The organism is Paenibacillus polysaccharolyticus, assembly GCF_900102085.1.
Classification (GTDB): Bacteria; Bacillota; Bacilli; order Paenibacillales; family Paenibacillaceae; genus Paenibacillus; species Paenibacillus polysaccharolyticus.
Window position 1 is genome coordinate 66,827 of the sequence record NZ_FMVM01000018.1, and the last position, 23,901, is coordinate 90,727.

Genomic DNA, 23,901 nt, shown 5'->3' on the forward strand with positions numbered 1-23,901 from the left:
ACTTCATTACCCTGAAAATGAACGATTTTCAAACATCCATCAATTCCGCAGTTAACCTAACAACGTAAGTGAACAACCAGTTCACAAGCCTCTTGAATTCATGTAGTTTTCTTATACGAGAAACCGTATACTTACATAGAGTCTTTTTTGAATCAGGTAAAATTTACTATATTCGCAATGGATTCTTACGCTATTCATAGCCTAGATTCGCATTACCATACGAAAGGGGATACGACATGACGGCAGTTAGTATTATGGAACGCCTGAAGAGTGAGACAGCACATTATCATAGACAAGTAGAACAGAACCCCTATGCGAAAGCGATTATGGATTCAACCATAACAATTGAACAATATAGAGCGTACTTGGAGAAATTCTACGGTTTCCTGAAACCACTGGAGGATCAAGCAATAAGGCAGTCTTTTTTGGCGGAAACAGGACTGGATATTGAGGTAAGAGGCAAGGCTGGTTTATTAGAGCAAGATCTGAGGGATCTGGGCTTAAGCGAAGAGCAGATCAAGCAAATTCCACAATGCGACGGCAAGGATTTACCCGACATTTCTACACTTGCACGACTGTTCGGATATCTCTATGTCATTGAGGGTTCAACGAACGGTGGTCAGATCATGACCAAACGGCTGTCACAATTTTTGCCTATAGAAGCGGATCGTGGACTGCAATATTTCAACGCATACGGCACACAGACACGCGCAAGATGGAGCGAGTTTGTGGAATTGTTACAGCAATCGATTCAGACATCCGAGGATGAAGACAGCGTTTTGCATACAGCCTCCGATACATTCCGGCTACTGGATCAGTGGATTAATACGTAAGAATAACGCCTGCAACACCCGATTAGCTACCCGACGTAAGTTCTGTAACAATGAAACAACACACGCTGAGAGGAGATATTCAAGTTCATGGCTGAACCTAGGTCGAGGCAAGAAATGAGCATGCTTAACCGCACCTTACTCCCGCAAGGGACATATACGAATGATCCGATCGACCTGAATAACTGCGACAAGGAGCCTATTCATATTCCTGGCTTTATCCAGCCACATGGCGTGCTTCTGGCTATCGATCCCAAAGGGACAGCAACCATTGTGCAGTGTAGCCAAAATACACAGGATCATCTGGGCATAGATTACTCAGATATTTTAGGTATGCCTCTAAGCGACTTGATCGCTGAAGAAGATGTAAACAAGCTCCTGAACAACCGCTCGAACGCAGCTGTAACGTCAGACTTGCATTATATGGATCTGATTATAGAAGTGGCAGGGGAAGAGAAAGTTTTTTCAACGGTCCTGCATGAGAGCGAAGGTCTGTTAATTCTTGAAATTGAGCCTTATTATGAAAAAGAAAACATCGAATCGAACGATTTTGAATGGATATCCCGTTTCTTCGGAAGAATCAAAAGCACGGACAGCCGCGTGGATGCGAGCCAGATTGCGGCTGAACAAGTCAAAGAAATGCTTGGATATGACAGAGTCATGATCTATGAATTTGACGAGCAATGGAACGGCAAAGTGATTGCGGAAGCGCGCGAACCGGAACTCGAACCATTTCTAGGGCATCACTATCCGGCCTCGGACATTCCCAAGCAAGCAAGGGAACTGTATCTTCGTAACTGGCTACGTACCATTGTCAACGTGGATTATACGCCTGTTGAAATCGTACCAACGTTGCAGCCCCTTACAGGCAAACCTTTGAATTTAAGTCTGTCTGTGTTGCGGAGTGTATCTCCGCTTCATATTGAATATTTGCAAAACATGGGCGTGGGAGCTACCGTGACCATTTCGCTCATCCATGATAATCAACTCTGGGGACTCATTACGTGTCATCATTATTCTGCAAGATACGTTCCGCATCGTGTTCGTAATCTGTGTAACTTCCTGGGAGCCTTTTTCTCTAATGAATTGTTCCAGCGTCAACAGCTGGATGATTACCAAGCAGAGATCAACTCCCGTGAGGCTGCTACGCGGATCGTTAACATTTTCATCGGCAATACAAGCCCGGCGCGAGTGGTGGAAGAGCTGCAAGGAGAGCAGGAAACCATTCTTAGGTTAATGAATGCATCCGGTGCGGCAATTTGTTACCAGGACAAGTTGCTGTTATTCGGTGAGACTCCGACAAATGGACAGATTCGTGAATTGGCCGGATGGCTGGCTGGACAGGCAGAGGATCACAGCTATCACACGTCGAAGCTGAGTCTGGAATACGAGACAGCCAAGCGATATCAAGATGTAGCCTCCGGGGTTATTTATGTTGCCATCTCACCGGGTCACCACAACTATATGTTATGGTTCCGTCCCGAGGTAGTTCAGGTGGTCGAATGGGCTGGTGATCCGGCGAAAGCCGTGCTGAAGACGGATGATGGTGTACGTTTGTCTCCGCGGAAATCGTTTGAAAAATGGAGGGAGGTTGTGCAATCGACCTCCTATCCATGGACAACGAGAGAACTGAGCATATTACCTTTGCTAAAGTCTATTGTGCGTCGTCAGACGGAAAATCAGCTGGCTCAAGCGGAGGAGCACGCTTTTCAGAATGCCCGTATTTTGAAGCGAAACGAGCAACGTTATTTGCAATTGATGGACTTCTCGCCTGTTGCCTTTTTCACACTTACCGAAGGGAGGATTATTTACTGTAACAGGATGGCGGCCGAACTGTTTGGATATGAAAGTACAGGCAGTCTGATCGGAAAGAGTTTCAACGATTTTTTGCCTGATAATACAAGGGACATACTACGGCAAGACTTTGAAAAATTGCAGCTCGACATCACAAGTTTGATGAACAATCAGTTGTATTTTACAACAGCTTCTGGCATGTCTTTGCTCTTTGAGATTACGATGGCCTCCGTCGTTCATGCAGGCAAACCTTCCGTCATGTTGTTGCTTCGCAGCAGAACTTCACAGCAAGAGCAGGATGATTATAGCGAAACAACAAACCAATTACGCAATTACCTGACCACCGATCCGTTAACCGATATGCCTGTTCAAACGGTGTTCAAGCAGCAGCTTGAAGAGGATTGGAATGATTGCTTGCAGGACAACTGCAGTCTGGGGCTGTTGATCATTGATATTGACGATTTCCGTTCTTATAATACGGCGTATGGCCTGCAAGGTGGCGACCTGTGTTTACAGTGGATTGGAGAGGTGCTGACGGTGGTTAGTGAGCAGCATAATGCTCTCATTTCCCGCCAGCGCGGAGGTACGTTTATGTTGAAAATAAAAGACACAACGTCAGCGCATTTAATGGAACTGGCTGAGGAGATCAGGCAACATGTGCTTGCTCTGCATATCCAGCGAGAGCTCACGGGTCAGAGTGGTGTGGTTACAGTCAGCGTTGGCGGGGCGGTTCTGCTTCCTGATGAGAACACTGTCGCAAGTGATTTGATCGAGCTGGCTACTCAAGCCCTGTCTCAAGCCAAGGATGAAGGCAAAAATCGTACGCGGGTGGTTTGAGTTCAACCGATAAGTCCGCACTGTGTATCAAAAAAAGAGATTCAATTACCTGTAAAATAGATAGGAAATACAAAATAGAGAAGAGGGCAGTGATGCCTTCTTTTTTGTGTGAAAAGAAAGTATGATTTTGCCGCCCATAGAAGCTACACAAGTGTTATAATGATGCGTATGGATACACGTGTTCGTATTTTGACCTGAAAGAGGTGGATTCAATTCCATGAGAGATCATTCGGAACAGCTGGAATTCATGGAGATTGATCTAAGTGAAGATACAGAGACAACCTCGATTCGTATACCTGATCGTTCATCTATAGAGAACCAGACTCGTCAACCACACAAGTCGCAGGGAGCTGTATTGTCTTCGGAGAAGCGATTTGTGGAGGAAGCTAGACGCCTTGCAGAAGTTACGGGAGAAGAAACTTCACCTGTTCCATTTATGAGTTACTGGCCGACGTATGGGGTGATGAATGACGTACAGCTGAAATGGTATTTGTACTGGAGAACGCAGGTACGCCAGGAAAGATACCTGGATGTCGACCTGTCGTATCTGTTTGTTCATGTTTACGAGTTGATTAATGGGATCGGCTGGTTACATCCAGAGGATGGTTATCACCAATTAAAACGATTATGGTTGAATTACCGAGAGCGGCTTCCTCAGCTTCATGTTTATATGCAGGAGTGGATGGTCGATTACGTTCTGGTTCACGATCTTCAAGCATTGCTTCATGATGTGATGATGCTCTCGGGTGGTTATTTGCCAGCATCATTGATGGACAAGGAATTAGAACGGGTGTTACAGGATAATGTCGCTGAGATAACGCTGGATATGCTGAAATGGTATTTTGACTATGATGTTACGCTAAATGCCTTTTACCGGGATGGCGGCAAAGAATTAATGGAACGATATGTGCCCAAAGTGATGGCTGTGATGGATTCGTATTTGCAGCGAACGCAACAAAGAGGGTTGTTGCCTGCGCATGAATCGAAAGCCGAGCAGACGGTGAAACGCACGCTGTTTCATAAAGCGGTATATGACGAGTCCATTTACGGCAGATTTGTTACGTTCACTCATGTTCCTCTCATATTGGAACGTGAATTTGTGGAGAGGTTAACCCACATTTACCGCTGTACGGAAAATAAGCTGCGTGAATTGAGAGGTTTCCGGGGCCGTCTGCGAGGTAAAACGCTGGAGCCTGAGCTTGCCAGTGTGATTGAGCGTTATCTGGAAAGAGCTTTTGCCATGGAACAAGCTGAGGCTGTAACTGCGCCCGTCATTCAGATTGATAAGGCCAAACTGGCTTCTTTGCAGAAGGATAGCGAATATGTGCGTAAGGCGTTGAGCATTGAAGATAGCGCACATTCCGAATCGGATAATGCTGAATCTGACCTTGAAGAAAACGCAGACGAGAATGAAAGACACGGAATGGATGAGCCGCTTTTCCAAGAACAGCAAAGTGGTTCACTATCGATCCTAGACAACGGGAGTCAGCCATCCATGAGTTCGGAGCGTTGGAATGAAGTGCTTATATGGGACGAAGCTGCGGAAGCCCATGTACCAGAGGAGTGGCGAGAATTTGCCGAGAGGTTGGATGCCCGGCATGTAAGAGCCATCCACGCTTTACTTGGTGAACATCCGGATGGTGATTTGATGCGGCTTGCCGAAGAAACGGGAACGATGCCAGCTCTTTTACTAGATGAAATGAACGATATCGCTATGGAAACCATCGGAGATCTTCTGGTGGATGGTGACCGAATCGTTGCTGATTATATAGATGTATTTGAACATGTGAAGAGGTGATTGACATGACTGAGCATACAGTGAATGAACATCAAAAGACAGAACATCAACCAAACCAGCTTAAGATTCCAAAACGTTTGACCACCGCACTTGTGAATTCATTAACGGCAGGCGTCGTGCCACGGATTGGACTGGAGCAAATTGCTGTAGGGCGAAAGCCGGAAGTGGAAGCGATCTTGCGAGACTTGGATAACATTGCTGAAGGCGGTGCAGCATTTAAACTGATTACTGGCCGTTATGGTAGCGGTAAAAGCTTTCTTTTGCAAATGATTCGAAATTATGCGATGGATCGTGAGTTTGTGGTTGCGGATGCGGATCTTTCTCCAGAGCGTAGACTTGTCGGCACAAAAGGGCAAGGTCTGGCAACTTATCGTGAGCTGATGACACGCTTGTCTACACGAACACGCCCGGATGGTGGGGCTTTGGAGCCTTTTTTGCAAAAATGGATTGCAGGCTTGCAGCAAACAGCGATGACTCAGTTGAATATACGTCCAGATGATCCTGCGTTACCGCTGGAGGTAGAAAAACAGATTTACCTCGTGACGGGTGAAATGCAGAACCTGGTTCACGGTTTTGATTTTGCCAAAGTGCTGGCCTCTTACTGGAATGGTTACAAACTTGCGGATGATGACCTGAAACAGTCTGCACTCCGCTGGCTTCGGGGTGAATTCGCGACCAAAACGGAGGCGAAAAAAGAGCTTTCCGTGGGTGTCATTATCGATGATGATAACTGGTATGATTATTTCAAATTATGGTCTGAATTTACGGCACGTATCGGTTACAAAGGGCTGTTACTCTTTATCGACGAAGCTGTGAATCTGTATAAAATTACAAACAGCATTTCGCGTCAAAGCAACTACGAGAAGTTGCTAACGATGTTTAATGATACGATGCAGGGGAAAGCCGAGCATCTGGGCATTTTTGTGGGGGGAACCCCTCAATTTGTGGAGGATGAACGCCGTGGTTTGTACAGCTATGAAGCGCTTCGATCCAGACTTATTGACGGTCGTTATTCCGCAAGTGCGTATGCGAATTATACGGGCCCCATTATCAAACTTGCGATGTTGTCGCATGAAGAAATTTTGATTTTGCTACAAAAGCTACGCCAGATTCATGCCCTTCATTTTGCATATACCGCAAGTTTAAGCGATGAACAATTAGTTGGTTTTATGCAAATGGCTGTGAATCGTTTGGGTGCGGATGAACTTTTGACAACACGAGAAGTGGTGCGTGACTTTATGGATGTGTTGCATACGCTACATCAGAATCCTGATGTGACTTACGAGCAGTTACTTGGTGAGCGTGCGGCTCTTTCCGATGGTTTGGCTCGTGGAGCCAAGGGTTCCCAAAAGGAATCCGATGAGCTTGATGATTTTCTGGCGGAGTTCGAACTATGAGTGAGAACCCAAATCCATTTTATAGATTGGCTCCGTTTGTGCAGGAATTTATTTATAAAAAAAGATGGGAATCGCTACGTCCTGCGCAGATTGAAGCGTGTAACATTTGTTTTCACACTCCGCACCACATGCTGATTGCGGCGGGGACGGCTTCCGGCAAGACGGAGGCCGCTTTTTTTCCTGCGTTGACTGAACTTTATGACCAGCCTTCCAAATCGGTGGGCATTCTGTATATTGGCCCTTTAAAAGCATTGATTAACGACCAGTTCGAACGACTCAAAGACTTGCTCACGGAAGGGAATATTCCTGTCTGGCACTGGCATGGGGATGTGCCGCAGGCTGAGAAAACCAAGCTGATGAAAAATCCGTCAGGTGTGCTGCAGATTACGCCCGAATCGCTGGAAGGGCTGTTGATGAATCGACCGAATGCGATTCCTGCGCTTTTTCATGATCTGCGTTATATCATTATCGATGAAGTGCATGCGTTCATGGGAGCGGATCGGGGCATTCAGGTGTTAAGCCAGCTGGCTCGAATTGAACGCATGGCTGGCTGTGCTCCTAGAAGAGTTGGATTATCCGCTACACTTAGCGATTATGAAGCAGCGACAGCTTGGCTTGCAGCGGGAACACGGCAAGGAGTTGATGTCGTATCCTCCCCAGGCGGACGTAAACTGCGGCTCCGGGTGGAGCATTTTTCATTCCCGGATGCACAAAACGAAGAGCAGGCTGAGCAGCTTCATCATGCGCGTAAAGCCTATTACGACTTCATTTATGAGAGCACACATCGCAAAAAGGCTCTGATTTTCACCAACAGCCGCACGGATGCGGAAGTCACGATTCTGGAGATGCGCCGTGTTGCAGCGCGCAGAGAAGAACGGGATGTGTTCCATGTGCATCATGGAAGTATATCGGCCATGCTGAGAGAAGAAACCGAAGCGGCTTTGCGGACAGGTGCAGGTCCGGCTGTTGCTGCTGCGACGGTTACGCTGGAACTTGGCATTGATCTGGGAGAATTGGAGCGTGTCGTTCAGCTTGGGGCACCTTATAGTGCTTCGAGTTTCGTTCAGCGGCTAGGTCGCTCGGGTAGGCGTGATGATATGGCATCGGAGATGCTTTTTGTATGCCCGGAGGAAGAAGACGAGGAAGCACAGCTGCCGGCCCGTATGCCATGGACATTAATGCGTGCAATAGCGGTGATTGAGCTGTACGTTAAAACCAAATGGGTAGAGCCACTTGAAGCTCGGAAAATGCCTATTGGGGTTCTTTATCACCAGACGATGAGCATGTTAAAAAGTATGGGGGAGGCTGAACCAAGAGAGCTTGCGGCCGCAATCCTCTCCCTGGCGCCTTTTTCAGAGATTACACCGGATCAATATCAAACGTTCCTGAATTACCTGATCGCGACGGATCATCTGCAATGGACGGAAGAACAGACGCTGATTATCGGACTCACGGGTGAAAAGATTGTAAACAACTACCGCTTCTATGCCGTGTTCAAGGACGATGAAGAGCATAAAGTACTGAACGGCTCGGAAGAAATCGGGTCGATCACGACCGTGCCGCCACCAGGCTATTGTTTCTCTCTCGCCGGTAAGCTGTGGAAGGTGGAAGAAGTGGATCACAAGCATAAGGCCGTGTACGTGAAGTCCGCGAAAGGCAAAGTCGATACACTGTGGCTTGGTGCAGGTGGAGATATTCATACCGCGGTTGTACAAAAAATGCGCGAGGTGCTGTCCGAATCCGTGATCTATCCGTATCTGTCACCACAGGCCGTTAACCGGTTGGAGCGCGCACGTCGCCTGGCTCGTGAGAGCGGATTGCTCAAACAGGTTGTCATTCCGGCAGGCGGGGATTCCATGTATGTGTTGCCTTGGGTAGGTAGCAAATCGTTTCGCACGCTGGAGCGGTTAATGAAACATAATTTGTCTGAAAGGCTCGCTTTGCGTTCCGTTGTGCCGATGGAACCATATTATTTTGTGGTATCAGGCAAAGTGGACGAACGAACCTTGTTAGCCGAGATGATGAGTGAGTGTCGAACGGCCCAGGATGCATCTGATTTGCTTGCTGAGGATGAAGCACCGTATCTTGGCAAATATGATGAGTTTATTGCACCGCCCTTGATTCGTGAAGCTTTTGCAGTAGATGGTCTGGATCTCGAAGGATTGAAATCAGGATTGCAAAAGACGCTGGAGTGGGACAGCTAGAGGAGACATTGGAGTGAACAAATGAGAGTGGCCATGTTAAGCTTTCATTTTTTTAACGTTTAAAAATTGAAAAGAAATGGGTTGACACCACTTGACCTCCCATGTAATATATGAAAAGTCGTCACACATGAGCGATAGTTAAATTGCATACTTCATTTCGTATAACCTCGCAGGCCGAAAGTGTACACAGGGCGAGGGTCTCTACGGGAAGCCTATACTTCCTAACTACGAAGCAAAGGAATCAACATATTCCTTGCTCGGAGTTAGGATTTTTTGCATTTAATACGTGGTTGTGACCTTACATGAACCCGGACACGGGGCGCATTATTGAATCATCGGGAGGTTAATTACACATGAAATATTATTTGTCAGTCCTTGCAGGCGCGATGAGTTATGGTATTCTGTCCACCATTGTTGTACTGGCGTATGGCCAGGGATATCAACTTGGTGAGGTTGTGGGAACACAGCTGATTACCGGTTTCATCTTGTCGTGGATGCTGGCTTTATACACGCGTTTTAGAGCTAAACGCAAAGCACAGGCTGTTAGCCAAGAAAAGGTTACATCGGCTAGTCCTTCAAACATCTTCACACGTTTAACTTGGAAACAGCGTTTGATGCTGATGGCGGCTGGAACGCCAACGGTAATTACCGGACTCGTGTATTATCAATCATTACGTTATATTCCGGCATCGCTTGCGATCATCCTGCTCTTCCAATTTACATGGATCAGCGTGCTGATTCAGGCGATTAGCAAACGTCAGCGTCCAGATAAAATCACGTTCCTGACCCTCTTTATTTTGTTTGGTGGAACCTTGCTGGCAGCAGGTTTTCTGGAACAGGGCATTAGTAATGTAAGTGGGATGGGGATTGCGCTCGGATTAATGGCGGCAGTTAGTTACTCCTTGTTTGTATTATTCAGCGGTAAAGCAGTTCCTTCTGCACACCCGGCATTTCGGAGTGCTTGGATGGTTACAGGCGGATTGATTCTGCTTTGCATTTTATTCCCGCCGACGTTCCTCTTTAACGGTCTAATCTGGAGTCAACTGCTTGTGTTTGGATTGTTACTTGGATTCTTTGGAGCTTTTATCCCGCCAGTGCTGTTCGCCATCGGCGTACCTCATATTGGTGGAGATATGGCGGGGATTCTGGGGGCAGTTGAACTTCCGGTTGCCGTGTTATTATCCTCCATCGTACTGCATGAGCATGTTAGTGTTCTACAGTGGTTCGGTGTCGTTATCGTACTGATTGGTGTGGCTCTGCCAGAATTGTATAAAATGAGGGCACGGCGAAGTCGGAGCACACCTGTATATTCCGGATAGCCCAGAGGGGTCATTTTCATCAAGTGCATAATGGGGTATGCTTGTAGAGTACATCCATCCACTTACGAATGAAGATGGGACAACGGAATAAGGAGTGTGTATATGAATAGCTGGTTTAAAAAAGCGTGGCCATTCTTAACGTTAGGTGTGGCTGTGATTGCTCTGCTTGGTGGATTTTTTGTATACTTCATGGGCAAAGACGTATCCCCCGGATCGGGTAATGCAGTAACGGCCAAGGTCGAAACACCGGAGGATTTGAAAGGATATGAGGTCATTAATGTGAACGTGAGCAACGATGGATTTGAGCCGAATGTTATTGAGGTGAAATCTGGAGTGCCTACGAAAATTAATTTCATCCTGACCCGGAGCGTGACACACGTCAAATCTGTCGCTGCAGAGAAGTTAGGCATGGATCTTTATATGCAAAAGGGTGACAACTACTACACGGTTGACCAAAACGTCGCCCCTGGAGAATATGAGCTTCACTGCGGGATGTACATGATCTACGGTACGATTAAGGTTATTTAAAGAGTCAACGAATTGAACCGGACAGTACATGTAGGATAGAGTTCTTTATATCAATTTCAAAAGGAGGAGCAGAGTTCGGGCAACCGGACTTTGCTCCTTTTTCACCTGCATGATATCATGAACGGGGAACATAATCGATCTGGAGGTGCAGCAATGAAAGCGCTATTTATCGGAGGAACAGGCACTATAAGTACAGCTATTACCGACATGCTTGCCAAGCAAGGCTGTGAATTGTATTTGATGAATCGCGGGAATCATAATGACAATTTGCCTGCAGGAGTCAAGGTTCTTCAAGCCGACATTAATGACGAAAAACGGGTAGCCGATCTGATTGCCGATTTACAATTTGATGTCGTTGCGGACTTTATTGCTTTTGTACCCGCTCAGCTGGAGAGAGATTATCGTTTGTTTCAAGGCAAGACCAAGCAGTTCATTTTTATAAGCTCCGCATCGGCCTATCAGACTCCGCTGTCGGATTACAGAATTACCGAAGGAACGCCATTATCCAATCCATTCTGGGAATACTCCCGAAATAAAATTGCGTGTGAAGACTACCTGATGAAACTATATCGGGATGAAGGTTTTCCCGTGACCATTGTTCGTCCAAGCCATACTTACGGGGATAAGTCCGTGCCGCTTGGTGTACATGGTGAGAAGGGAAGCTGGCAGGTTCTGAAGCGTATGCTTGAAAATAAACCAGTGATCATTCACGGTGACGGCACTTCGTTATGGACGATTACACACAACACCGATTTTGCCAAAGGTTTTATCGGCTTAATGGGCAATATCCACGCCATCGGAGAGGCTGTACATATCACTTCGGATGAGTCTGTCACATGGAACCAGATTCATGAAATCATTGCTGATGTACTCGGGGTCAAGTTACATGCAGTTCATGTGCCATCGGATTTTTTGGCGGCTAGCAGTGATTTGGATTTCAGGGGTGGTTTGCTTGGAGATAAGGCTAACACGGTTGTTTTTGACAACAGCAAACTGAAACGACTGGTTCCTGAATTTGTAGCTACAACAAGGGCTGACCAGGGCATTCGCAGCACGATTGAGCATATTCTGGAGCACCCGGAATTACAGATGGAGGACCCTGAATTCGATCAATGGTGTGACCTTGTTGTCAGCACATTGGACGAGGCGTTGCTTAATATCAGAGATGGAAAGTAAAACTCGATAGAGAATGACTTTTTATACACGTTCCCATTCCAGGTATTTACATTCGATTTCCGAATCGTTATAATCAATAAAAAATAACACTTTAGGGGAGGCACCCCAACTCAGGACATTGTTCCTTGGTTGGGGTGCCTCCTTTTTTTGTGTGCACAAGAAGGAGAGCAAGGTATTGAAAAACTCAAGAAAACGGTTGAAAAAGCAAGCGGAGCAAATGTCTAAAGTGATGCTGGCGTTTGCACTATTGTCGCCTCAGACATGGATACCTGAATGGAGCCAAGCGGGCACGGCTATGGCAGCAACGGTAGAGAATATTGGGGTGGTATCCGATACATCTTCATTAAAGGCGGTACAATCCTCCAAAGTGAAAGTGGAGATGAACAATGATGGAAAATACCGAATCGTATTACTACCAAGTACGAACGTTTTTTACGGAGGTGACACCGGTAATGTATCGACGATTATTGACCATCATGGCACAGCAATCAATTTCAAATCATTGCCGCTGAATTATTATCGAATTAACAACAATGTCATCGAGATGTCCAGACAAAAAGACAATGTAGAGTATATTTTGCGAGTCTCCATCGTAAATGCGACATCTCAAGGCGGATATATGAAGGTGGAACTGGAAGCGATAAATCGAAGCGGCTCAGCGCTGAATCTTGGGGGGACTTTTTATTGGGATACGATGGTGAACGGCAACGATGCTTCTCCTTTTGAAGTCATTCAGAACGGGTGGCGCAATTATAGCGGAGGCGTACAGGTGACGGCTTTTTATGCCAACACGTACAACGTCGTTAATGCTGACCGTGTATTCATGGGACAATATCAAAGCCCGGATAGTGCCCAGTTGACAGGGGGCTCAGCTCCATCAGCCTATACACCTGGACAGATCGTGAATGCGAGTGATACTGCAGCTCAGTTCTGGTGGGACGCGAGATCAACGGGTAATCAGGGATCACGGAAATTTTCAACCATTGTAGGCATTGGGCCACAAAACGTTCCGCCTTCTTTTACATTAACAGCACCTGCATCAGGTCAAACGTATTACAAAGGGGAACAGTTGCAGATTTCAGGTACAACACGGGATAACGACGCAGGCGATCTGTTAACGGTCAAGTGGTCCATTGACGGCGGGCCTGAGAATGTTCTGACGCAAATAACGGCAACAGGTTCGAACCAGGCTTTTAACACCAGCTATACCTTGCCTGATACCTTGCCGGACGGATCTCATTACTTGCAAGTATGGGTTATGGACGATAAGGGCGGAGTATCCTCCGCGGGAACAGTTAACTTCTTGGTCAGAAGTTTTGTCGTACCCGGAACTCCGACGTATACCCTGGTGAATAATAATAATCTGACGGTGAACTGGGATAAAAGAGTAAATGATGCTTCTGTAACGTATGAACTGAAAAATATGACAACGAATCAGACCTACGATACAGGCACATCCAACACGAGACAGCTGACGGGTCTAACACCCAATACAAGTTATTCGTTTGCCGTACGCGCGAAAAATTCAAGCGGTGCTTATACGGGCTACTCAGCTACATCCTCCAAATACACACTTGCGAATCCACCTGCGGATGTTGCTGCTTCACAAATCGGAAATAACGTAACAGCCAGCTGGACTACAAACGGTAATCCTGCCGGTACCAGATACAAAACGGAAATCCGCAATGTGAATGGACAAGTGCTTCAATCATCAACGACAACTTCTACCTCGATGACTACAGCCTTAACAGGACTGGAGGATGGACGTTATGAACTGCATGTAGCAGCTTTGAATGCTGAAGGTATTCAGACAGCCTTTGTCTTGGCAGGGCAGATTATGAAAGATACAACCGGACCTTCTGCTCCTTCCATTACCCTCACCCCTTCAACGTGGACAAAAGAAGAGGTTCTTGTCACGGTTGAAGCGGGGACGGATCAATGGAGTGGAACCCAGAAGACGGAAGTGAAGATTGGCCTCACTGGTGAATGGAGAGAATATACCGGGCCATTCACGATGAACGATGAGGGAAGTACAACAATCACAGTACGGAGCGTGGATGCATTCGGGAACTTGGGTCAGGAAAGCCGTGTGACTGCACGAGTTGACCGGACGGCTCCAACCCCGCCGTTGATTTCCTTGAATCCAGCGGAATGGACGAAGGAATCGGTTGTCGTTACCTTGACGGAAGGTACGGATGATGCAAGTGGTATCGCCTTAACACAATATAAACTTGGTGAGAGTACACAATGGATCGATTACAAAACACCGTTCATTCTGAAAGATGAGGGCGTAACCGCAATTTACGCACGCAGTATAGATCGAGCTTCGAACGTAAGTGCATTGACGTCAACCGTTGCCCGAATTGACAAAACAGCACCTGAACAACCTGTGATCCAATTAAGCGAAGCCGACTGGACGAGAGAGGATGTATCTTTTGTCATTACAAGTGGTACAGATGAAGGAAGCGGGACAAGCAAAACGCAGTATCGGTTAACAGAACACGGGCCTTGGTTAGATTATTTAGGTGAGGTCACGATTAAAGATGAAGGTGAAACTGTAGTTTATGCTCGTACATTTGACCGCGTAGGCAATGTAAGTATGTTAGCGCAAGCCACGGCTCGGATCGACAAGACGGCTCCGACAGAACCGGAGATCTCGTTGAGCCAACCCGGCTGGAGTAAAGAAGCTGTACAGTTTACGATCGCTGGAAGTGTGGATGATCGAAAAATTACATATGAATATCGATTGGAAAATGAGCCATATACGACCGGAAATAAAGGTACAGTAAATACAGATGGAGCAACTGTAATCTATGCTCGGGCCAAAGATGCAGTCGGTAATGTGAGCAGAGAAGTCAGCAGGACGGTGTATGTGGATAAAACTCTACCGAATATTAGCTTTACTCCTGAGGGAGCGGCTTGGACAGATGAAAATATAACGGCTACCGTACAATTCGCAGACAGCCATTCTGGCATAGATGGAACACAACGTTTCTATCAGATCACAGCTCAGGCAGAAGCTCAAGGAGACTGGCTGGAGGCTGAATCCGATCAGCAGAGCATATCCATATCGTCTGAAGGTACTTGGTACATCCATGCCAAGACCGCTGACAGAGCAGGCAATACCGTTCAGGTGACATCTTCTCCTTATCGAATTCAACGGAAGCCTAATCAACCAACTCAAGTCCAGTGGAGTACGGTTGGTGAAACATCGGTAACACTAATAGCTGATTTACCTTCAGGTGAAACTTACAACGCAGGTTACCAATATGAAATCAAAAATAGAACGACCGGGCAATCCTGGACACTGCAATATCCGAACAATAGTCTAGTTAATGACACATTGAGCGGAGGGCGAGTTTATGAGTATGAAGTGAGAGCAAGAAATCATACGGGTGTAAGTGAGCCGGCGATTGTGAGTGTTTTAACTTTACCGCCATCTCCAACTGAGGTGCGCATACAAAAAGTGGACGCAGAGCCAAGTCTGGCTAAAGTAGACTTTGATCACGTACAAGGAGCCACAGCATATCGGGTGACGGCTACGGATTCTAACGGAAGAATCGTTTTTGAACAAACCATCACTGATCCGGAAAGTCTTCCTTACATTAGCAATCTTGCTCCCGGAATGGTTCATACGATATCTGTTACGCCTATGAATGCGAGTGGTGCTGGTGCAAGTTGTGTAGCCGCATTTATGAGTCTACCTGCCGCTCCGGGTGAGTTCGCAGCAGTGCAGATTCGTGAGCATGATATCTCCATGACGTGGGAGTCCGTAACATCGGCTACGTATTATGCACTTGCACGTAACGGAGATACGATCTACGAGGGAGGGGAACTCTCCTTCAAGGATGCTGGACTCGAAAGTGGAACAGATTACAGTTATACCGTTGTTGCAGAAAATGAAACAGGCTCAGGTCCTTATGCGAGTTTACCATTACTAAGAACGTTGCCTGCGCAGGTGACGGGTTTACACGTCACGGATGCCTCGCACTCAAGTTTGCCTCTGAACTGGGAAGCCGTTCATGGAGCAGAAGCTTATGAGGTATGGAGTAATGGAGAGAAAGTGGGCGAGATTACAGCTGACAAGAATGCATGGACACTGACAAATCTGAATCCGGGATCAGCGTACCAACTGGAAGTTCGGGCGGTAAACAGAGCTGGGCATGGAATGAGTAGTTCAATAACGGGACTAACTATTCCCAAAAGTCCAATAGGACTTCACGTTGTAAGGGCTACGGAACAGGGAGCGACGTTGAGTTGGGAAGCTGTGGCTGGAGCAGACAAATACCGCGTGACCATTGATGGGCAAACATACGAGATGTCGGGTACAGAGTTGACTGTTAAGAACCTGTCAGGTAGCAATCTGTATACGTATGAAGTGCAAGCAGGGAATGCTGCGGGGTATAGTGAGGGCGTAACGAGCACTGTTCTGACGCTGCCAAGGAGGCCGGAAGGATTGCAGGTCAGCTTAACGGAAGAAACGCAGATCGGTATTCGCTGGCAAGCCGTTCCTACAGCAGAGATGTATATCGTTATGATTAATGGTGCAGAGACAGGCAGAACGTCCGATCTCGAATATAGAGCGGAGGGATTGTTACCCGGCCAAGAATACACATTGCAGGTGCAAGCGGTAAACGCAGCGGGTGCTGGTGCACAAGCAGAGCTTGTGCGATTGTCCAAACCTCGTCGTCCAACGAACATTAAGATGCAACCAGATGTACATGTCACCCGCTTGTCATGGTCTGCCGTTCCGGGAGCTTCTGAATATGTCATATTGCAAGAGGATAAAGAAGTATACAGAGGCATGGATACAGATGCCGTAATTACAGGGCTTGAAGCTGGGCGATGGCATCATTATAGACTATTCGCGGTCAACAGGCAGTCCTCCCGTTCTGAAGCGACAGAAGTATCGTTTCTGACATTGCCGATTAAACCGGAGAAGGTGGATGTACGTGACGTAACCGAGAATGGGCTTTCACTCGATTTTACTGATACGGGTGTACGTGGAGCTGATCAATATATCATTGAACGTAATGGGCGAGAAGTGGCTCGTATGGAAGCAAGTGAAACTCAGTTTGTAGAAGAACATTTGAAACCGGGCACAATGTACACTTACGTTATCCGTGCAGTGAATGCAAGCGGTACCGGTGCACCGTTGACGATCAGAACGATGACACAAACGCTACCGCTCACAACAGACACGATTGAAGTGATTTCAGGAACCTATTCACAAGACATAAGCTGGGAAGCGGTCACTGGGGCTGTTGCCTATGAAATTCGAAACCAGGCCACAGGTGAGGTCACAAGTGTATCTGAGCCTCATGCACATCTCGTGAGTATGGAGGACGGCACGTTGTATCGATTAGAAATTGTGGCTGTAAATGAGCAGGGACAGCGCTCCAAACCTGTTCAGATTGAAACGTTAACGAAGCCTTTAGCGCCGCAGACTGCCAGTGTAGAGCAGTTCACAGATCGGTCAGTCAAGCTGGATTTATCAGAAATTTCTGTTCGAGGTGTGGAGCAATTTATCATTCGGCGGGATGGTGTCGAGATTGCCAGAATTTCTGCAAATCAGACAGATCAAAAGCAGTTTGAAGACAGTGGGCTCGTCCCTGGAGAGCGCTATACTTATTCCATTCATACATTTAATACATCGGGCGAGAGTGAAACCGGATTTAACCTTGATGTGAGAACCTTGCCAGCAACGGTGGATGAAGTGTTGAGTGCACAAGAGATTGGGGAAGAAGATGCAGTACTGGTCTGGCCTAAGGTACAGGGGGCAGAAGGTTACATTGTTCGCATTAATAATGAGGAAGTTACTAGATTAGATGACGCGAACACGACTGAGTTCAGGTTAACGAATTTGAGTAGTGCGGAGGTGTACGACAAAATTAAAGTCATTCCGATCAACTCGGCAGGAGAAGGCGCCGCAATTGTGGTTGCCCCTTTTTATACATTGCCACGCATTGATTCGCTCGATATGAGAGTCTTTCCAGAATCTGATCATATCAAACTGGAGTGGGACTTTTCCTACCCTAACGAAACGTTTGTGATTGTATTGGATGGTGTGGAGCAATATCGTGGACGGAATCAAGAATATGTAGTTGATGGACTGGAGGCGGGCAAACAATATCAGCTTGAGGTATACACGGAAAATGGTGAGCAGACTGCATCGGAAAAAAGAAGCTATTCCCTCTTAACCAAGCCGGGTTCCCCGATAAAAGTAGCCTATGAAGCCACCAAGGATCAAGTACATCTTCTATTGGAAGAAACACGTGCGGCTGGTGCCGAGCAGTTTTCAATTGAAAGGAATGGTCTGGAGATTGCCCGTATTAGCGCTAAGGAGACAAGGTATGAAGATACGGATCTTGAGCGCGGAACACGATACAACTATGTTATTCGAGCGATCAACGCTTCGGGCACAAGTGATGACGGATTTATGCTGCAAGCTGTGACTTTACCTGGTAAGTTAAATGTACCGCCAATTGTGCAGGACCGTTCCGTATCTGGTGCGACGCTCGTTTGGGAACTTGTACCCGGTGCAGAGGGTTATCGGATTTATCAAAATAAAGAAGTAGTCGGAACAACAGCTGAAACGTCGCTTCAAATCTCCGGATTGACTAGTGCTGCAAAATATGATGATTTTAGTATTATTCCTTATAATGAGGCCGGTGAAGGTGAAGGCATGAAGGTGCGGGAATTTGAAATGTTACCCTCGTTGCTTGAATCGATTACAGCCACCGCCAAAGGGCCTGATCATATCCTGCTCACGTGGAGATTGGAAACCCAAAATGAGATTGTTGTCATCGCTTATAAGGATCAGGAGATTTATCGCGGTCAAAAGCGAGAATATGTCTGGAAAGGCTTAGATGCAGAACGTCATTATGAGATTTCAGCGTGGACGGAAAATACGGCTGGTGAGGCAAGTGAGAAGAAAAGCGCAGCAGCAGTAACCATTTCGGTTCCAGTAGTTTCATCGAACGGTGGAAGTGCAGGAAATAACACCAGTACAACTAATTCAAAAGATCAGGATGAAAATTCCAAGGACAAGAATGAGGAAAAAGATAAGGATACAACGAATACTCAGCCTGGAGGAATAACAAGTAGGCGAGTTGCTTTTTTAGATATTGACCAAACGTTTAATAAAGACCAGATTACTTGGCTTGCTGAGCACAATATTATACAGGGGGTAAGCTCAACGCGTTACGAACCGCGTCGTCCCATTACTCGAGCAGAGTTTACAGCACTTATTGTGCGTTTAATGAGGCTGGATATCTCGTTGAAACCATCACATGTTTTTCAGGATGTGAATGAGACGGATTGGTTTGCACCTGAGATCAACACAGCAGCCGAGCGTGATGTTGTACAAGGTATGGGGAATGGAAAATTTGCTCCACATGCTCTGGTGACTCGCGAGCAAGCCTCCAAAATTATAGCCAATGTGGTTCATCAGATTAGAAGCGAGCCGATCACCTCACATAAGACATTCACTGACCAGGTCGATGTCTCCAACTGGGCCAAGGAGGAGGTCGCGGAGTTAGCAGGTATCTATATGATTAACGGATACGAGGACGGCAGTTTCCGCCCATTACAAGCGTTGAGTAGAGCTGAAGCGGCCGCGTTAATATTCCGTTTGAATAAACTGATGCAGGTTATTGCCAGCGACGCAGATTCCCTTTGAATTGGTTTTAATGTTATGATTGGTTTCAAAAAAGGTAATGAATTATGGTGATGAAAAATGAATAATAAATTTATCCGAATATACGAAGATATCGCTGGACGTATTCGGAACGGAGACATTGAAGCGGGCACACTGCTTCAATCAGAACTGGATTTATCAGAACGATATCAAACATCCAGAGAAACGATACGTAAAGCACTGAAAATGCTATATGAAGAAGGTTACATTCAGAAGATTCAAGGTAAGGGTTCCATTGTACTGGATATCCGTAAAATTGATTTTCCCGTGTCAGGTCTCGTTAGCTTTAAGGAGCTCGCACAAAAAATGGGACACCGCGCACAAACGGTTGTGAAGCTGTTTGCGGAACAAGGGATTGATCAGACGCTCAGCCAAAAGACCAGCTTTGGTCTGAATGAACAAGTGTGGCAGATCAATCGTGTTCGCATTGTGGATGGAGAACATGTCATTCTGGACAAAGACTACATCAGTCAGCGCTTAATCCCGGGGCTGAACCAGGAAATCTGTAATGACTCCATCTATGAGTATATTGAACAGAAGCTTGGGCTATCGATTTCTTATGCCAAGAAAGAAATTTTGGTGGAGGAGCCTACGGCTGAGGATCGCGAGTTACTTGATCTTGACGGTTTTCACAATGTTGTTGTCGTGAGAAGTCAGGTGTATCTAGAAGATACTAGTCAGTTCCAGTATACGGAATCACGGCATCGACCGGACAAGTTCACATTTGTAGACTTTGCCAGACGCAAGTAAACGGGGTAGAAAGGTAGAATATATGTAATGCGTATTCAGTAATTGAAGACATAACCTAATGTCGACAGAAAAAAAGAGTATCAGGTCACTGTAATCAGAGGTGATCGGGTACTCTTTTTGCCATGCAACATTCCAGTCATGATCCGAAGATCGTCCATCAATAACCGTTAAATGTCAATGTCAGTCTTGCTTATCTAAGCGTATGATCATCCTATCTCGAAGCAAGGAGTGAGCGAATTTGGAATTGAAGCAGGTTAGTGCAGAGACGTCCGTTCGGATCTGGGAAGAGAATAGAGACATTCCAACCTATAGCACAGGTAAACCCGATAAAAATCCAATGTTTCTTGAAAAACGAATCTATCAGGGCAGTTCGGGTAAGGTATATCCTTATCCCGTCATTGATCGAATCGAGAATGAGGCGAAACTGCAATCGTATCGATTGATTATTCTTGAAAACGAATATGTCCGCATTGAGATCATGCCAGAACTCGGTGGCCGTATCTATCGTGCGCTGGATCTAACGAACCAGTATGATTTCGTCTATTACAACCGAGTGATCAAACCTGCTTTGGTTGGACTTGCAGGGCCTTGGATATCAGGAGGCATTGAATTTAACTGGCCACAGCACCATAGGCCAAACACATTTGGCAAGGTAGATTGTACGCATAGTAGCAATAAGGACGGGAGCGCTACTGTATGGGTGAGTGAGATCGATCGGATGTACGGTACCAAGGTGACGACGGGTTTTACTTTGTATCCCGGGAGAGCTTACTTGGAGATTCATTCCCAAGTATACAATCGGACAAGTGAACCCCAGACGTTTCTATGGTGGGCTAATCCAGCGGTCGCTGTGAACGATGATACGCAATCTGTGTTTCCACCAGATGTAAACGCCGTACTGGATCATGGTAAACGTGATGTTTCCCGATTTCCCATTGCTACAGGAACGTATTATAAGATGGATTATTCGGAGGGGGTAGATATTTCGCGGTACAAGAATATTCCGGTGCCTACTTCCTACATGGCATACAAGTCCGAATATAACTTCGTAGGTGGATATGATCATCGTTTACAGGCAGGGCTGTTACACGTTGCCAATCATCATATCTCACCAGGCAAGAAACAATGGACCTGGGGTAATGGGGATTTCGGCAAAGCATGGGACAGGCAATTGACGGATGAAGATGGGCCGTATATTGAACTGATGACAGGTATTTTTACGGATAATCAGCCTGATTTTAGTTGGCTACAGCCATATGAAAGCAAGTCTTTTACTCAATATTTCATGCCTTACAAAGATGTCGGTGTAGTAAAAAATGCAACGATTGACGCAGCGGTTAATCTGGCGCTGGATAAGCAGACGGGAACGGCCAAGATTCTGGTTTACGCGACAGCTAATTATGAGAAAGTCTCTATTAAAGTAAAGGGTGCTGAAGGGAATTATTTTGAAGACATATGCGATATCTCGCCAACACAATCTTATACAGGTACATTCCCATGGAATGAAGAGGAAGAATGGCATCAATTACAACTGAGTGTATGTACAAAAGAGGGAAGAGTACTTGTGGCGTATCAGCCAGAGCAGACGCGCATTCAGGAAGTGCCTGATCCTGCGAAGCCGCTACCGCTCCCCTCAGAGATCCAGACCAACGAACAGCTCTATCTCGCAGGTCTTCATCTGGAGCAGTATCGTCATGCAACCTATGAACCGGAATTATATTATCTAGAAGGACTGAAACGTGATCGGACTGATATCCGCCTGAACGTTGCATATGGGACTTTGCTCTTACGAAGATGCCTATTTCAGGAGGCAGAGACTCATTTTAGACAGGCCGTTCAGTCCCTCACATGGAAAAACACCAATCCGTATGATAGTGAGGCTTATTACCAGCTTGGTTTGAGTTTGAAGCTTCAAGGAAAGATGAAAGAAGCCTATGATGCAATATATAAATCCGTTTGGTCAGCACAGTTTCAGGATATCGGATATTTCACTCTCGCCCAGATTGATGTAGCTCAGGATCGGTATGCACAGGCACTCGAACATATTGAATGTGCGCTAATTCGAAACAGTAGAAATCTCAAAGCACGTCACTTGAAGACATCATTGCTTCGAAAAACGGGGTGTAACTCACAAGCCATTTCGTTTGCTCGTGAAACGCTGGATATAGACCCGATGGAATATGGCACGGCATATGAACTGATGTTATTGTCTGCTGAGCAGGCGAAGAAGGAATATTTCTTGCGGATGATGAGTGGGGATGTTCACAATTACTTGCACTTGGCTGCAGATTATGCAGAGAGTGGCATGTGGGAGGAAGCACGAAGTGTACTTTCCTCAATAGAATCCGATTTGACTAGACAATACCCGATGCTTGGTTATGCTCAGGCATATCTGTATCGGCAGTTGCATCAACTGGATCAGGCATCTCAATGTCAGGCACAGGCGAGTGCCGCAGGGACGGAATATTGTTTTCCGAATACACCGTTCGAATGCATGATTCTTCAAGATGCGCTTGAAGCGGACCCAGAGGATGCACATGCACATTATTATATGGGTAACTGGCTCTACGACCACAAACGTTACGAGGATGCGATAAACCACTGGGAGATGTCTTGTAAAATAAACCTGGCCTTCCCTACGGTACACCGAAATCTAGGTCTGGCTTATTACAACAAGGTGAATCAGCCTGATAAAGCGTTGACTTCGCTGGAGGAAGCATTTCGGCTGGAGCCGCAGGATGCCCGTGTATTCTACGAGTTGGATCAATTACAGAAGAAGCTGGGATGCTCTCCAGCAGAACGATTGCAGCGGTTTGAGTCTCACATGGAGCTGGTACATCAACGGGATGACTTATACATCGAGTGGGTTACGTTGTTGAATATGTTAAGTCATCATCAGGAGGCTTACAATGCACTGCAAACAAGAACATTTCATCCATGGGAGGGCGGAGAAGGTAAAGTTACGGGTCAGTATGTGACGGCTCTGACGGAACTTGCTAAGCAAAAACTCACGGAAAAGCATCCAGAAGAAGCTATAGAATTGTTGCTTCGGGCTCAGAAGTATCCTGAAAATCTGGGGGAAGGCAAGCTTGCGGGCAGTGCAGACAATGCACTTTATTATGTTCTGGGCTGTGCATATGAACAGATGCAGCAGACTGCTGCCGCTGAAGAGAGCTTCCGCAGAGCTTGCACAGGTTTGCATGAACCAGCAAGTGCGATGTTTTATAACGACCAGCCACCCGAATCTATATTTTATCAGGGACTTTCCTGGCAGAAACTGGGCAATACCAAGGAAACAAACAGACGTTTTAACAAACTGATTGATTACGCCGAACGGCATATGCATGACTCCATTCAGATCGATTATTTTGCCGTATCTTTGCCAGACTTCCTTGTATTCGATGATGATCTGGATCAGCGAAATAAAGAGCACTGCCATTATATGCGGGCTTTAGGCCTCCTCGGTCTGGGTAAGAAACAGGAAGCTTCACAGGAATTGCAACGAGTGCTGGAAAACAATGCAAATCATCAGCAGGCATTTTTGCTTTTGGCAAAAGGAATTTAAATTG

General features: G+C 46.3%; 11 protein-coding genes and 1 riboswitch. All 11 genes read left to right on the top strand.

Features of this window, described 5'->3' with window-relative positions:
* Positions 1-236: 236 nt before the first annotated feature.
* The 11 genes from BLQ13_RS22930 (at position 237) to BLQ13_RS22980 (ending at position 23,897) form a co-directional block, all read left to right on the top strand.
* Complete coding sequence (locus BLQ13_RS22930; protein ID WP_090924009.1) at positions 237-833, top strand: biliverdin-producing heme oxygenase; 597 nt, start codon at positions 237-239, stop codon at positions 831-833.
* An 87-nt stretch (positions 834-920) separates the two neighbouring features.
* Positions 921-3,461 (top strand): diguanylate cyclase domain-containing protein, encoded by a 2,541-nt coding sequence (locus tag BLQ13_RS22935; RefSeq protein WP_090924010.1) that lies wholly within the window; start codon positions 921-923, stop codon positions 3,459-3,461.
* A 217-nt stretch (positions 3,462-3,678) separates the two neighbouring features.
* On the top strand, positions 3,679-5,259 hold the full coding sequence (locus BLQ13_RS22940; protein WP_090924011.1) for a TerB N-terminal domain-containing protein: 1,581 nt from the start codon (positions 3,679-3,681) through the stop codon (positions 5,257-5,259).
* 5 nt (positions 5,260-5,264) lie between these two features.
* Positions 5,265-6,656: an ATP-binding protein gene (locus tag BLQ13_RS22945; RefSeq protein WP_090924012.1), complete on the top strand. Its 1,392-nt coding sequence runs from the start codon at positions 5,265-5,267 to the stop codon at positions 6,654-6,656.
* A complete protein-coding gene (locus tag BLQ13_RS22950) occupies positions 6,653-8,860 on the top strand; it encodes a DEAD/DEAH box helicase (protein ID WP_090924013.1) in 2,208 nt (735 codons plus the stop codon). Before BLQ13_RS22945 ends, BLQ13_RS22950 begins: the two co-directional genes overlap by 4 nt.
* 137 nt (positions 8,861-8,997) lie before the next feature.
* A riboswitch (purine riboswitch) is annotated at positions 8,998-9,108 on the top strand.
* Positions 9,109-9,213: 105 nt separating this feature from the next.
* The gene (locus BLQ13_RS22955) at positions 9,214-10,179 is read left to right on the top strand and encodes an EamA family transporter (protein WP_090924014.1); all 966 of its coding nucleotides are present in this window, start codon (positions 9,214-9,216) and stop codon (positions 10,177-10,179) included.
* Between the two features lie 102 nt (positions 10,180-10,281).
* Complete coding sequence (locus tag BLQ13_RS22960) at positions 10,282-10,707, top strand: cupredoxin domain-containing protein (protein ID WP_090924015.1); 426 nt, start codon at positions 10,282-10,284, stop codon at positions 10,705-10,707.
* A gap of 153 nt (positions 10,708-10,860) precedes the next feature.
* Positions 10,861-11,883 (top strand): SDR family oxidoreductase, encoded by a 1,023-nt coding sequence (locus BLQ13_RS22965; RefSeq protein WP_090924016.1) that lies wholly within the window; start codon positions 10,861-10,863, stop codon positions 11,881-11,883.
* Between the two features lie 175 nt (positions 11,884-12,058).
* Positions 12,059-19,564, top strand: coding sequence for a fibronectin type III domain-containing protein (locus BLQ13_RS22970; RefSeq protein ID WP_090924017.1), 7,506 nt, complete (start codon positions 12,059-12,061; stop codon positions 19,562-19,564).
* A 57-nt stretch (positions 19,565-19,621) separates the two neighbouring features.
* Entirely contained in the window at positions 19,622-20,332 is a 711-nt protein-coding gene (gene treR, locus BLQ13_RS22975) for a trehalose operon repressor (protein WP_090924018.1), read from the top strand.
* Positions 20,333-20,570: 238 nt separating this feature from the next.
* On the top strand, positions 20,571-23,897 hold the full coding sequence (locus BLQ13_RS22980; protein ID WP_420848960.1) for a DUF5107 domain-containing protein: 3,327 nt from the start codon (positions 20,571-20,573) through the stop codon (positions 23,895-23,897).
* The last annotated feature ends 4 nt before the right edge of the window (positions 23,898-23,901 follow it).